This is a genomic window from Vogesella perlucida (assembly GCF_979366545.1).
The window spans coordinates 187,556-199,988 of sequence record NZ_CEETRO010000006.1; the positions used below are offsets into that span (position 1 = coordinate 187,556).

Below are 12,433 nucleotides of genomic sequence, written 5' to 3' on the forward strand. Positions count from 1 at the left end.
ACCGGCTTGGGCTTGTCACCAATGTGGATTTCGTATACATATAACCATGTCGCAATTTTGTAAATCATGAATTCATCATGAACAAAATTGCGTTGATCAACCCGATGACAGATGGTTTGCGTGTAGTAATGTGCCGCCGCGCATGAAAACGCCACGTTTTCACAGCGCCGTGGCATTAATTTTTTTCGGAACCCGATATGAAGCAGCCCAAACACTTTCTCCAGTTCACAGACCTTTCCGCCGCGGAGTACCAGCACATCTTCGAGCGAGCACAGGTACTGAAGCGACGACAGGTGTCCGGCGAGCTGTACCGCCCCCTGGTAGGCCGGGTGATGACCATGATCTTCGAAAAGAACTCCACGCGTACCCGCGTATCGTTTGAAGCCGGCATGTCCCAGCTGGGCGGCCACGCCATGTTTCTGGACGGCAAAAGCTCGCAGATCGGCCGCGGCGAACCGGTAGAAGATACCGCCCGCGTGCTGTCGCGCATGGCGGACATCATCATGATCCGCACGTTCGAGCAAAACATGGTGGAAAGGTTGGCCGCGTTTTCCCGCGTGCCGGTGATTAACGGCCTGACCAACGAATACCACCCGTGCCAGATTCTGGCCGACATCCTGACCTATATCGAACACCGTGGCAGTATTGCGGGCAAGACCGTGGCCTGGATTGGCGATGGCAACAATATGGCCCGTACCTGGCTGCAAGCCGCCAAGCTGCTGGGCTTCAAGCTGAAAATCGCCACCCCGGTAGGCTACGAACTGCAGGTGCTGGACGGCCAGCACTACGACAGCGACTGTTTCGAAGCCTTCCACAACCCGGCCTCTGCCGTGGCCGGCGCCGACCTGGTGACCACCGATGTGTTTACCAGCATGGGTTTCGAAGGCGAAGCAGAAGCACGTCGTGAAGCGTTTGAAGGCTATATGGTGAGCGAAGCACTGATGAAGCAAGCCAAGCCGGATGCGCTGTTCATGCACTGCCTGCCGGCCCACCGTGGCGAAGAAGTGGCTGCCGAGGTGATTGACGGCCCGCAAAGCGTGGTATGGGACGAAGCAGAAAACCGCATGCATGCCCAGAAAGCCCTGATTGAATACCTGATGCTGGGTCGTGTACACGACTGACCCGGCTTGTAGACTGAGAGAGAAGACGATGGCAGACATCAATAAAGTGGTATTGGCCTATTCCGGTGGCCTGGATACTTCGGTGATCCTGAAGTGGTTGCAAGACACCTATCAATGCGAAGTGGTGACCTTCACCGCCGACCTGGGCCAGGGCGAAGAGCTGGAGCCGGCACGCCAGAAGGCGCTGCAGTTCGGCATCAAGCCGGAGAACATCTTCATCGACGACCTGCGCGAAGAGTTTGTACGCGACTTCGTGTTCCCGATGTTCCGCGCCAACACCATTTACGAAGGCGAATACCTGCTGGGCACCTCCATTGCGCGCCCGCTGATCGCCAAACGCCAGATCGAAATCGCCAACCTGACCGGTGCCGACGCGGTATCGCACGGTGCTACAGGCAAGGGTAACGACCAGGTGCGCTTCGAGCTGGGCTACTACGGCCTGAAGCCGGACGTCAAAGTGATTGCCCCGTGGCGCGAGTGGGACCTGCTGTCCCGCGAAAAACTGCTGGCCTACGCCGAGAAAAACGGCATTCCGGTGGATATGAAGCACAAGAACGGTGGCGCGCCATACTCCATGGACGCCAACCTGCTGCACATTTCCTTCGAAGGCCGCCATCTGGAAAACCCGTCCGCCGAGGCCGAAGAAGCCATGTGGCGCTGGACCGTGTCGCCAGAAGCGGCACCGGATGAAGCCGAATACCTGGACGTAGAGTTCGAAAAAGGCGACATCGTGGCGCTGAACGGCGTACGCCTGGCTGCCCACGAAGTGCTGGCCAAGCTGAACGAGCTGGGCGGCAAGCACGGCATCGGCCGCCTGGATCTGGTGGAAAACCGCTACGTGGGCATGAAGTCCCGCGGCTGCTACGAAACCCCGGGCGGTACCATCATCCTGAAGGCGCACCGCGCGATCGAGTCCATCACCCTGGACCGCGAAGTAGCCCACCTGAAAGATGACCTGATGCCACGCTACGCCAGCCTGATCTACAACGGCTACTGGTGGGCACCGGAGCGCAAGGCGCTGCAAACCCTGATCGACTACACCCAGCAAACCGTAAACGGCTGGGTACGCCTGAAGCTGTACAAGGGCAATGTGATCGTGGTGAGCCGCGACTCCAAAACCAACTCGCTGTTCGATATGAACATCGCCACCTTCGACGACGACGGCGGTGCTTACAACCAGGCCGACGCTGGCGGCTTCATCAAGCTGAACGCACTGCGCATGCGCATTGCCGGCCGCTTGAACAAGTAAGCTGTTGCAACGAAGTGATACAGCCAGACCGCACCCCACGGGGTGCGGTTTTTTGTTGTCGCTTCTATAATGGCGGCCAACCTTTTAGCGCAAAGACATCATGAGCGAAGAACAATTTACCAACTGGTCCATGGGTATCCTGCTGACCGGCCTGATCATTTTCATGGGCTTCATCATTTACGACCTGGGCAAGAAATCCAATGCCGGCAAAACCGGCATGATTGCCCTGTTCGTTGTGCTGGGCGTCGGCGTGGTGGGTTTTGTGTTCAAGAACGTGCTGGTGGAGTTCATGCTGCTGAAATGAGCACGCCGCAAACAACACGTGAAGGCGCGCTGGCCAGCTGGGACGCGGCGCGCGGCTTCGGCTTTATCCGCCAGGCCGATGGTAGCCGGCTGTTTGCCCACGCCAGCGTGTTTGCCGATGGTGTGCTGCCAGTAGCGGGCGACCCGGTGCACTACCGCGCCGGGCCAGGGCGCGACGGCCGGCCACAGGCAGTGTGGGCGCAGGTAGCCACCGCCAGGCAGGCTGCCAGCATTCGCCATAAAGGCACGCTGCTGCGCTGGGACGATAGCCGTGGGTTCGGGTTTATCGGCACGGCAGACGGCCAGTCGCTGTTTGTGCACGTGTCGGCGTTTCCGGTATCGCCCAGGCGGCCGGTAGCCGGCGACGAGGTGTATTACAAGGCGGGCCATAACGAGCTGGGCAAGCTGGTGGCCGTGTGGGCCAACTACGCGGCGCTGCCCGGCCTGCACGTGCTGGCCAGCCTCAAGCCGGACCGCCGCCCGCGGCCGTGGCCTGCGCTGGTGATGGTGCTGATGTTGGCCGCATTGTGGCAGGCGGGCAGGCTGCCCACCGGGATGCTGGCAGAGTATGGCCTGCTGAGCGTGCTGCTGTTTCTGGCTTACGGCCGCGATAAACACGCTGCCCAGCGCCAGCAGTGGCGCACCCCGGAAAGCACACTACACGTGCTGGCCCTGCTGGGTGGTTGGCCGGGTGCGGCGCTGGCGCAGTATGTGTTCAATCACAAGTCCACCAAGCCGTCTTTTCGCCGCCTGTACTGGCTAACCGTGCTGCTGAACGTGGCAGCATTGGGTAGCTTGCTGTACTACGGGGCTTTCGCTGTGCTGGGCGCACAGCCTGCGGCCAACTTGGGCTAAAATACGCGCCATAACACGAAAGGAAGGGCGATATGCCATCGTTTGACATTGTGTCCGAAGTGGACAAAATCGAAGTACGCAACGCGGTAGACCAATCCAACAAGGAAGTGTCCACCCGCTATGACTTCAAGGGTAGCGATGCCCGTATCGAAACCGGCGACAAGACGCTGACCCTGTTTGCAGACAGCGAGTTTCAGCTGGACCAGGTTAACGACATTCTGGTGGCCAAGCTGGCCAAGCGTGGCGTAGACGTGCGCTGCATGGAATACGGCAAGCTGGAAAAAGTCAGCGGTAACAAGGTCAAGAAAACCATTACCGTGAAAGAAGGCTTGGAAACCGACCTGGCGAAAAAAATCGTCAAGCTCATCAAGGACAGCAAGCTGAAAGTACAGGCCAGCATCCAGGGTGAGGCGGTGCGCGTATCGGGTGCCAAGCGCGACATGCTGCAAGACGTGATTGCGCTGATGCGCAAGGAAATTGCCGGCGATATGGAAAACGGCTTTCCGCTGCAGTTCAACAACTTCCGCGACTAAGCGCGTTGTTGCTGGCGTAAAAGCACAAGGCCGCTGCAGATGCAGCGGCCTTGTGCTTTTGGCGCTTAGCGGTCCAGGTCGGCAGCGCTATGGCGCTCGGCGAGCTGCTCGGCCTCGTCACCCCAGGTGCGGTTAACGCGGCGGCCGCGCTGCACGGCAGGGCGTTCGGCAATCTCGCGGGCCCAGCGTTGTACATGCGGGTAGTCGTCTACTTGCAGGAACTCGGCCGCGCCGTACAGCTGGCCCAGTACCAGCGCACCGTACCACGGCCATACCGCGATATCGGCAATGCTGTAGCTGCTGCCACCCAGATAAGGGCTATCTGCCAGGCGGCGGTTCAGCACGTCCAGCTGGCGCTTGGCTTCCATGCTGAAGCGGTCGATGGCGTATTCGATTTTTACCGGCGCGTACTGGTAAAAATGACCAAAGCCACCGCCCAGATAGGGCGCACTGCCCATTTGCCAGAACAGCCAGTTCAGCGTTTCGGTGCGGCTGGTAATGTCCTGCGGCAGCAGCGCACCAAACTTTTCGGCCAGGTACAACAGGATGGAGCCGGACTCAAACACGCGCACCGGCGCCTCGCCGCTGTAGTCCATCAGCGCCGGAATCTTGCTGTTCGGGTTTACGCCGACAAAGCCGCTGCCAAACTGGTCGCCTTCCTGAATGCGGATCAGCCAGGCATCGTACTCGGCGCCGGTGTGGCCCAGCGCCAGCAGCTCTTCCAGCAGGATGGTGACTTTTACGCCGTTGGGGGTAGCCAGCGAATACAGCTGCAGCGGGTGCGCGCCACGCGGCAGGGGCTGATCATGCGTAGCGCCGGCAATGGGGCGGTTGATATTGGCAAACTGGCCACCGTTGGCCTGTTTCCATTCCCAGATGCGTGGCGGGGTGTACTGCGGGGTGGTGTCGCTCATGAAACGCTCCGTATCTGGCTGCGCGGGGCAGCGTAAGGTTGGCCGCGTGCGCACGGCATGGCCTTTAGATGGGGCGTGCCCGGCCGGATTAAAGCCCGGCCAGTTGAAACAGGGCAGAACACACTGTGCAGCGGCCGCGTGCTAGCTGGCTTGCGGAGCCAGTACCACGCAGTTGCGCCCTTGGCGCTTGGCCTGGTACATGGCTTCGTCGGCGCGGTGCAGCAGGCCGTCGGGGCTTTCTGGCGCCCGCCAGGCGGCCACCCCAATACTGGTGGTAAGCGGCAGGAGGGCCCCTGCGTATTGCAGTGGCTGGGCCGCAATGGCCTGGCGTAGCCGGCTGGCGATTTGCTCGGCTTCGTGCTGGTTGGCATTGGGCAGGGCAATGGCAAACTCCTCGCCCCCCAGGCGGCCCAGAATATCGCCCTCGCGCAGGCAGTCGTGCGCCACGCCTACCACGTGCCGCAGCGCGTCGTCGCCGCGCTGGTGGCCCCAGGTGTCGTTGATACGTTTGAAGTGATCCAGGTCGATGAGCAGCACCGATACCGGGAAACCCAGCCGGGATGAATAGTGCGTGGCTTTTTCCAGCATATTCATAAAGGCGCGGCGGTTGTAGGTGCCAGTCAGCGGGTCGCGGTCGGCCATGTGTTTCAGTGCCTGCGTTACCTGCTCGTTGGCCAGCATCACCACGCTAAACCCCAGCATCACGACAGCAATAATGGATTCCACCACCGCCAGGTGCGACACCACCAGCGTACCGTGGCGATCAAACATGCCGTGCTCCCCCAGCCTGAACAGCCAGGGGCGTAGCAGCAAAAACAGGCCATGGCTGCCGCTGATGGCAGCAAACAGGTAGCGGGCCGGGTACTCGCGCACCCCCCCGGTGGCCATCTGGCGGGCCGCCATCAAGAACAGCAAGCCGGCGGTAGTGCTTTGCAGCAGGAAGCGGGCCCCCTGGTTTACCTCCAGCAGGGTGAAGTACAAGGCGCAGGCCAGCACGGATACGGCACCGGCCACGCCTGCCAGCACCGGTAATGCCCGCCGCCCCAGGTAGCGCCGTGCCGCTGCCAGGTTCAACCACGCCAGCAGGAATGACGACAGCTGGGTCATGATCACCATCAGCCATTCATGGCCGCTATCACGCAGCAGCAGGTTAAGACAGACCAGCAGACCGCAGCCAAACGCCAGCGTCCAGCCTTTCAGGCCAGGAATGTGCGGGTTCAGGCGCCAGGCGGCCAGCAGCATGAACGTCATGAGCACCATCAGGATGGCAGCGATGGCAACAAGGGTGGGGCTATGCAAAGAAATGATGTCCTGGCTAAGAACGGCTTCGTACGCTGCGCACGCAGGCGTACCGGGATGGAAGCACGGGGAAATAGGTGCCAGCTACGGTGGGGCATGACCTTGCCGAGCGTGCGCAGCACTATTATATGCGGCCATGGCTTTACAACGCTAATCTATAGAAATGCCATAGGGCCATGTATTCCAATGGCTTGCTCGCCAGTGCGCACCCAGGCACAGGCAGGCCTGGCTGGTCGACCAGGCAAGGCAGGCTGCGCGGCGTATGCCGTGAAAATAAAAAAGCCACACGGCATGGTAAGCAGGGTTTTAGTCACTAATATAAACAAATAATTATCAATAAATCGTTTGTTTTAAATGTGCGAGGCGTGCAATCTGCCCAGACACGCCCGCTGCGGAAAGCAAAGTCAGCCAGCCGAGGTGGGGCCATGTGCCAGGCTGCCGGCTGCGCGTGTGCGGCCAGATTTACCACACGCAACAGGGCCAGGTAAGCCGCTGACTGCAGCACTGCCGGGCTTACGCCGGGAAATGCCCGGCACATTGCCCTTGGCCTGTCATTGCAATGCTTCCCGCGCCTGCGCCTCAGCAAGAATGAGTGATAACAGACCCTAGTCGCCCAGGTCGAATACCAGCACTTCGGCGGCCTGCCCCTGGCTGACATGCAGCTGGCTTTCGCCCGCCACTTTCAGCGCATCGCCACCGTGCAGCACTTCGCCATTCACCAGCAGCGTGCCGCTTATCAGGTGCACATACGCTTTGCGCTGCGGGTCTAGCGCGAGCGTAGCTTGCTCCTGCCCGTCAAACAGGCCGGCATACAGCCGGGCATCGGCGTGTACCTGTACCGCGTGCTCACCGCCCTGCGGGCTGGCAATCAGGCAAAGTTGGCCGCGTTTGCTGGCCGGCGGGATCGTCTTTTGCTCGTAGCCGGGTGCCATGCCGCTTGTGTGCGGGTACAGCCAGATCTGCAAAAAGTGCGTGGTAGCGTGGCTGTCGTGGTTGAACTCGCTATGCAGTACGCCAGTGCCGGCGCTCATGCGCTGCACCTCGCCGGGCCGGATGGTGCTACGGTTACCCAGGCTGTCTTCGTGTGCCAGCGCGCCGGCCAGCACGTAGCTGATGATTTCCATATCGCGGTGCGGGTGGCGGCCAAAGCCTTCACCGGCAGCCACGCGGTCGTCGTTCAGTACGCGCAGATTCCCCCAGCCCATGTGTGCCGGGTCGTGATAACCGGCAAAAGAAAAGCTGTGGAAGCTCTCCAGCCAGCCGTGATGTGCATGGCCGCGCTCGGCGGCCGGGCGTTTGATCAACATGATGCCTCCTTGGTCAGGGGCTTATTGTCACGCATTGCCGCCCACCGCATGACGAAGAAAGCTGACGGGCTGTGTCGGTTTTTTTGAAGCGCTGCCGCTTGTATCAAGCCGGCTTGGTTGTGCCCGCGCGGCGCAGCAGCCGGCTATGGTCGATGATATCGGCCGCCCTGGCGCGTAGTTGGCCGCAGCCGCCATCCACGTCTTGCCCGGCAGAGTCGCGTACCTTGGTCAGCACGCCGTGGCTGTGCAGGTAGCGGCGCATGTCGGCCACCGCCTCGGCGGGCGGGCGCTGGTAGTGATCGCCTTCTACACTGTTGTACGGAATCAGGTTCAGCAAGCCAAAGCGGCCTTTGAGCAGGCGGATAATGCCGTCCATTTCCTGCTGGCTGTCGTTTACCCCGGCCAGCAGCGTCCACTGGTACTGGATAGGGTAGCCCACCTGGCGGGCATAGGCGTCGCCCAGTGCCACCAGCTCGGCGGGGTCGTAGCGCGGTGCGCGCGGCAGCAGGCGTGCACGCAGGGCGCTATCGGTCGTGTGCAGCGACAGCGCCAGCGCGGGTTTGACCTGCATCTGCGGCAGGCGCTCGAACACCCGCGGGTCGCCCACGGTAGACAGCACCAGGTTCTTGTGGCCGATATTGCCGTCGGTACCTAGCCAGTGGATCGCTTCCAGCACATTGTCCAGGTTGTGCGCAGGCTCGCCCATGCCCATGAAAACCACCTTCTTGACCGGGCGCAGCCGCCGCGCCAGTACAACCTGCGCCACGATTTCGGCGCTGCCCAGCTGGCGTAGCAGGCCGCTTTTGCCGGTCATGCAAAAGGTACAGCCCACCGCACAGCCTACCTGGCTGGACACACACAGCCCGTCACGCGGCAGCAGCACGCTTTCCACGCTTTGTTCATCCGCCAGTGCCACCAGCAAGCGCAGCGAGCCATCGGCGCCGGGGTGTTGTGACTGGATACGTGCCAGCGCTTCCACCTGCGCGCTAATGGCAGGCAAGCCCTCGCGCACCGGCAGGGGGAAGTAATGTTCGCTTTTCTGGTGGCGTGTGCCGCTATCCAGCGGCAGGCCTTTTAGCCAGGCGCGGTTGATACGGCCGATATGGCAGGGGCGGGCGCCAATGGCGGCCAGCATCTGGTGTAAGTCCTGAATACGCATGGGTGCTTCGGTATGGCGGCGGCGCGGTGGCCGCAGGGTTGGCAACGGCGCACAGGGTACCTCAAGGCCGGGGTGGCCGGGTGGGCAATTGCACCCCGAGTGCCCGTACGCCCGGCATGCTGCGCACCAGGCCACCTTGCAATCATGGCTTTGTCATTTGACCTGCATCAAGCCGGATGAAAAAGGCCCTTATTACAATGCGTTCAATTGAAAAGTAATCGAATTTTATTAAAGATGGCAGCGGCAATACGCCGAAAGACAAAAAAACCCAATATCACTTTAAACAGTATTCAACACCACACACTGGTACGGCGGCTTGTCACTGCCAGCCAGTGAACCCACAGCCCGAGGAGGCTTGATGTGTTACCCGGATAAAAAGCGTCTGGATGTGCTGAACGACTACAGAACCGTGCGCAATGTATCGGTACTGTGCAGCAAGCACGGTATATCGCGCGGCACGTTTTACAAATGGCTGCACGAAAGCAAAACCGAGCGGCCCGCCCCGCGCCGCAAGCTGCCGCTCAGCCCTGCGCACCTGGTGGCCATGGATGCCCTGCTGCGCCAGCGCTGGTGCCGCGACTAAGCAGGGTTGGCCGCATGCCCCGCCAAGCAGCCAGCCTGGGGCTGTAGAGCGGCAATGAAAACACGCCCTGCGTGCAGCGCATGCGGGGCGTGTTTTTTCATACTCGGCCTGGTGCCCATGACGGGCGCGCCCTGCCTGCACACCGCGCCAGCAGGGCGTGGCCATGCCGGGTGAGCTTACCGTAGCAAGCCTGGCCAGGTCTGATTGTTTACCGGTTTGGGGAAGCCCGCTTCGGCACGGTTTTGCGTGAGGTTGTAGCGGATATAGCGGCCATCATCCAGAAAGAAATAGGCGCGGCTGTCGTCCCATTTCAAGGCCGCCGTGATACGGCGCGCGTCCACCCCCAGCTGTGGCCAGCTGGCATTGTCCATGGCCTGCGGGCCACCATCGGCACGGTTGGCCGCCAGGTCGTAGCGGATAAAGCGGCCATCTTTCAGAAAGAACGCCACCTTGTTACCCGGCAGGCGCAGCGTGGCCTTGATCTGGGTGGCGTAGGCCGCCAGCCCCGGCCAGCTTTGCTCGCTTACCGGCTGCGGGTAGCCGGGCAGGGCTTTGTCTGCCACCTTGTCGTACTGCACGTACTGGCCATTGCCCAGAAAGAAATACGCGGTATTGGCGTCTTTGCTAAAGCCGGCGGCTAGCTGGCCGGCGTAGCTGCCCAGCCCGGGCCAGCTGCTGTTATTGGTGCTTTTGGGGTAGCCACTATCGGCCTTGTCTGCCGTCTGGTTGTAACGGACATAGCTGCCGTCATCCAGAAAGAAATAGCTGCGGCTGGCGCTCCAGTCCAGTGCGGTACGCAGGCCGGGGCGGCCCATGCGCAGGCTGACCGGCACGCTACCCAGCAGCAGGGTGTAGTCCTGCAGCCCGGCCGGGCTGGTGGCATCCACATAGCTTTGCTGGCTGGCCGGCACGGTGGCCAGCAGCTGCTGGTTGCGATAAATCTCCACCTGCCCGCTGGCGGCGGCCCAGCTAAAGCCATTGGCCGTGCCACTGGCAGGCAGCAGCTTGCGCACGCCTACGCTGCCCTGTAGCGGGGCGCCGTCCAGCAGCCAGCTGCGCTGCGGCTCAATGCCCATGTGGCGCAAGACGGTAGGGGCGATCCAGGTCTGGGCGATGTGGCCGTACAGGCCGTCAAAGGCCGGGTTGGCCACCGGGCTTACCGGGCTGGTGAACTCGGCATTCATCGGCTGGTTACTGGCAATGAGCACGGTTTTTTCGCTGCCGGTCTGCGCGCCGTGGTGCTGGCCTTTTACCGGGTCGCGGCCGTGGTCGGTGGTGGCCAGCACCAGCCAATTGTCACCGCTGGCGCCCTGGCGGGTGGCTACCGCGTCCAGCAGCCGGCCCAGGTGGGCATCGGCTTGGCGCAGTGCCTTGTCGTAGGCCGGGCCAAAGCCGCTGTCGTGGCCCACGTGGTCCGGGTCATCCAGGTGCACAAAGATGAAATCGGCCGGTGTGGTGTTGATCAGCTCTACCGTCTTGGCCACGGCCGCCTCGTCGCTGAGCCCGTCTGCGTTGTAGTTATTGCGGCGGATATCATTGGCAAAGAACTGCTTGTTGATATTGCCCCAGTGGGTGACGCTGGCAATGTAGGCCTGCGGGTAGGCATCGCGCAGGCGCTTGAACAGGCTAGGAAAGGCCGGGTTGGCCAGGCCGTCGCTATTGCTGCTGATCTGGTGCTTGTTGCGCCATACGCCGGTCAGAATGGTGGCCCAACCAGGGCCGCTGTAGGTTTCCTGCTCGCTGGCACTGCCGGCTACGCCGCCGGTATAGCCTTTGGCGATGTTCAGGCGCTTGAAGTTGGGCAGGTTCAGCGCCTGCACTTTTTCCAGCTGCGCGCCGTCTATGCCGATCAGCAGGGCCTTGGGCGCGGCGTGCGCGCTGGCCAGTGCCAGGCACAGTGCCGCGCCTGCCAGGCTTTTCAGGGTGTTTTGCATGGTGGTTCCTTTGTTGGTGGAACCCAGCATGCTAGGCATGTCGCAAGACAGTGGCGTGTAAACATCTATACGTCTAGATGAATTTAATATTGCCATGCGCCACAACGGCAGGCAGCAAAAAGCCCGGCAGGGTGCCGGGCTACAGGGTTGGCCGCATGCCAGCCTAGGCCTGCGTGGCCAACCGCGCGCGGCCCCAGCGGTTGAGCCACAGCGACGCCATGATCACCGCGCTGCCCAGCGCCAGGCGGGTCAGGTCGGCGTCGCGGTTCCAGATCATCACGTTCACCAGCAGGCCGGCCGGCACGTGCAGCTCGTTCATGATGGCCAGCGTGCCGGCGCTGACCTGCGTGCTGCCTTTTACCCACCAGTACATGCCCAGCGCCGTGGCAAACACCCCCATGTAAACCAGTACGCCCCACTGCAGCGCGGTATGCGGCAGGCGCTGCATATCGCCAAACAGCAGGAAAGACGGCAGCGCCAGCAGCAGCGCGCCCAGAAAGAAGTGGCCAAAGTAGCGGTGCAGCGGCTGGCTCACCGGGTACTGCTGCAGCAAGCGGCGGCACAGCACCTGGCCCGCGGCAAAGGTAAAGTTGGCCAGCTGCAGCAGCAAGAAACCGGTGAGGTATTCGCCAGTCAGCGGCTGAAAGCGGATGATCACCCCGCCACCCACCGCCACGGCAGCCGCCAGCAGCGCCCAGGGGTTAAAGCGGCGCGCCAACGCATCGTCAAACAGCGTCACATACAGCGGCGTCAGCACGGTAAACAGCAGCACCTCCGGCACGGTTAGCACATGAAAGCTGCGGTACAGGCACAGATAGGTCACGCCAAACTGCAGTGCCCCGGCCAGCCAGAAACCGCCCAGCAGGCGGGCGGGCAGGCCGCGCCACACGGTAAACGGCAAAAACAGCGCGGCGGCAATCAGCACGCGCAGCAGCACGGCAAAATCACTGTCCACCTGCCCGGCCAGGTACTGGCCGATCAGGCTAAAAGAAAACGCCCACAGGGCGGTAACAATCAATAAATAGGGCATGGCAACTCGCAACAAGAGCGGGGGGGGATGATAGGCCGCTGCCGCGCAGCAGGCTAGTGCCCTGCGGCCAACATGGCTCGCCCGCGCCGCACGCGGTACGGCAGCGCAGGCAGCACAAAGCCCTGGCTGCTGACAAGGTAGCGGCC

The 12,433-nt window shown here is 61.8% G+C and carries 12 protein-coding genes; 6 read left to right on the forward strand and 6 right to left on the reverse strand.

The window, feature by feature from the left end; translation table 11 throughout:
- The first annotated feature begins 197 nt into the window (after positions 1 to 197).
- The 5 genes from argF to ACZ9XP_RS10920 all read left to right on the forward strand — a co-directional run bounded on the left by argF (position 198) and on the right by ACZ9XP_RS10920 (position 4,061).
- Entirely contained in the window at positions 198 to 1,121 is a 924-nt protein-coding gene (gene argF, locus ACZ9XP_RS10900) for an ornithine carbamoyltransferase (RefSeq protein ID WP_147688840.1), read from the forward strand.
- Positions 1,122 to 1,149: 28 nt separating this feature from the next.
- The gene (locus ACZ9XP_RS10905) at positions 1,150 to 2,370 is read left to right on the forward strand and encodes an argininosuccinate synthase (RefSeq protein WP_147688841.1); all 1,221 of its coding nucleotides are present in this window, start codon (positions 1,150 to 1,152) and stop codon (positions 2,368 to 2,370) included.
- A 100-nt stretch (positions 2,371 to 2,470) separates the two neighbouring features.
- On the forward strand, positions 2,471 to 2,674 hold the full coding sequence (locus ACZ9XP_RS10910) for a DUF2788 domain-containing protein (RefSeq protein ID WP_147688842.1): 204 nt from the start codon (positions 2,471 to 2,473) through the stop codon (positions 2,672 to 2,674).
- Entirely contained in the window at positions 2,671 to 3,528 is an 858-nt protein-coding gene (locus ACZ9XP_RS10915) for a DUF1294 domain-containing protein (RefSeq protein WP_465188422.1), read from the forward strand. Before ACZ9XP_RS10910 ends, ACZ9XP_RS10915 begins: the two co-directional genes overlap by 4 nt.
- 32 nt (positions 3,529 to 3,560) lie before the next feature.
- Positions 3,561 to 4,061 (forward strand): YajQ family cyclic di-GMP-binding protein, encoded by a 501-nt coding sequence (locus tag ACZ9XP_RS10920; RefSeq protein ID WP_147688844.1) that lies wholly within the window; start codon positions 3,561 to 3,563, stop codon positions 4,059 to 4,061.
- Between the two features lie 65 nt (positions 4,062 to 4,126).
- Here ACZ9XP_RS10920 and yghU read toward each other — a convergent pair whose 3' ends face one another.
- The 4 genes from yghU to ACZ9XP_RS10940 all read right to left on the reverse strand — a co-directional run bounded on the left by yghU (position 4,127) and on the right by ACZ9XP_RS10940 (position 8,740).
- Complete coding sequence (yghU, locus tag ACZ9XP_RS10925) at positions 4,127 to 4,975, reverse strand: glutathione-dependent disulfide-bond oxidoreductase (RefSeq protein ID WP_465188423.1); 849 nt, start codon at positions 4,973 to 4,975, stop codon at positions 4,127 to 4,129.
- Between the two features lie 141 nt (positions 4,976 to 5,116).
- Positions 5,117 to 6,274, reverse strand: coding sequence for a GGDEF domain-containing protein (locus ACZ9XP_RS10930; RefSeq protein WP_206211463.1), 1,158 nt, complete (start codon positions 6,272 to 6,274; stop codon positions 5,117 to 5,119).
- A 605-nt stretch (positions 6,275 to 6,879) separates the two neighbouring features.
- On the reverse strand, positions 6,880 to 7,581 hold the full coding sequence (locus ACZ9XP_RS10935; RefSeq protein ID WP_147688846.1) for a pirin family protein: 702 nt from the start codon (positions 7,579 to 7,581) through the stop codon (positions 6,880 to 6,882).
- A gap of 103 nt (positions 7,582 to 7,684) precedes the next feature.
- Positions 7,685 to 8,740, reverse strand: coding sequence for an RNA methyltransferase (locus tag ACZ9XP_RS10940; protein ID WP_147688847.1), 1,056 nt, complete (start codon positions 8,738 to 8,740; stop codon positions 7,685 to 7,687).
- Between the two features lie 358 nt (positions 8,741 to 9,098).
- On the opposite strand from ACZ9XP_RS10940, the gene ACZ9XP_RS10945 reads away from it, so the two are divergent.
- A complete protein-coding gene (locus tag ACZ9XP_RS10945) occupies positions 9,099 to 9,323 on the forward strand; it encodes a helix-turn-helix domain-containing protein (RefSeq protein WP_147688848.1) in 225 nt (74 codons plus the stop codon).
- 176 nt (positions 9,324 to 9,499) lie between these two features.
- Here ACZ9XP_RS10945 and ACZ9XP_RS10950 read toward each other — a convergent pair whose 3' ends face one another.
- Both ACZ9XP_RS10950 and ACZ9XP_RS10955 read right to left on the reverse strand, forming a co-directional pair.
- On the reverse strand, positions 9,500 to 11,257 hold the full coding sequence (locus ACZ9XP_RS10950) for an alkaline phosphatase family protein (RefSeq protein ID WP_465188424.1): 1,758 nt from the start codon (positions 11,255 to 11,257) through the stop codon (positions 9,500 to 9,502).
- 163 nt (positions 11,258 to 11,420) lie between these two features.
- On the reverse strand, positions 11,421 to 12,287 hold the full coding sequence (locus ACZ9XP_RS10955) for a carboxylate/amino acid/amine transporter (RefSeq protein WP_465188425.1): 867 nt from the start codon (positions 12,285 to 12,287) through the stop codon (positions 11,421 to 11,423).
- Positions 12,288 to 12,433 lie beyond the last annotated feature (146 nt).

What these genes read in the sequence shown, in the direction of transcription:
- argF (WP_147688840.1), top strand. Translation starts at nt 198, where the DNA reads ATGAAGCAGCCCAAACACTTTCTCCAGTTCACAGACCTTTCCGCCGCG.
- ACZ9XP_RS10905 (WP_147688841.1), top strand. Translation starts at nt 1,150, where the DNA reads ATGGCAGACATCAATAAAGTGGTATTGGCCTATTCCGGTGGCCTGGAT.
- ACZ9XP_RS10910 (WP_147688842.1), top strand. Translation starts at nt 2,471, where the DNA reads ATGAGCGAAGAACAATTTACCAACTGGTCCATGGGTATCCTGCTGACC.
- ACZ9XP_RS10915 (WP_465188422.1), top strand. Translation starts at nt 2,671, where the DNA reads ATGAGCACGCCGCAAACAACACGTGAAGGCGCGCTGGCCAGCTGGGAC.
- ACZ9XP_RS10920 (WP_147688844.1), top strand. Translation starts at nt 3,561, where the DNA reads ATGCCATCGTTTGACATTGTGTCCGAAGTGGACAAAATCGAAGTACGC.
- yghU (WP_465188423.1), bottom strand. Translation starts at nt 4,975, where the DNA reads ATGAGCGACACCACCCCGCAGTACACCCCGCCACGCATCTGGGAATGG.
- ACZ9XP_RS10935 (WP_147688846.1), bottom strand. Translation starts at nt 7,581, where the DNA reads ATGTTGATCAAACGCCCGGCCGCCGAGCGCGGCCATGCACATCACGGC.
- ACZ9XP_RS10940 (WP_147688847.1), bottom strand. Translation starts at nt 8,740, where the DNA reads ATGCGTATTCAGGACTTACACCAGATGCTGGCCGCCATTGGCGCCCGC.
- ACZ9XP_RS10945 (WP_147688848.1), top strand. Translation starts at nt 9,099, where the DNA reads ATGTGTTACCCGGATAAAAAGCGTCTGGATGTGCTGAACGACTACAGA.
- ACZ9XP_RS10950 (WP_465188424.1), bottom strand. Translation starts at nt 11,257, where the DNA reads ATGCAAAACACCCTGAAAAGCCTGGCAGGCGCGGCACTGTGCCTGGCA.
- ACZ9XP_RS10955 (WP_465188425.1), bottom strand. Translation starts at nt 12,287, where the DNA reads ATGCCCTATTTATTGATTGTTACCGCCCTGTGGGCGTTTTCTTTTAGC.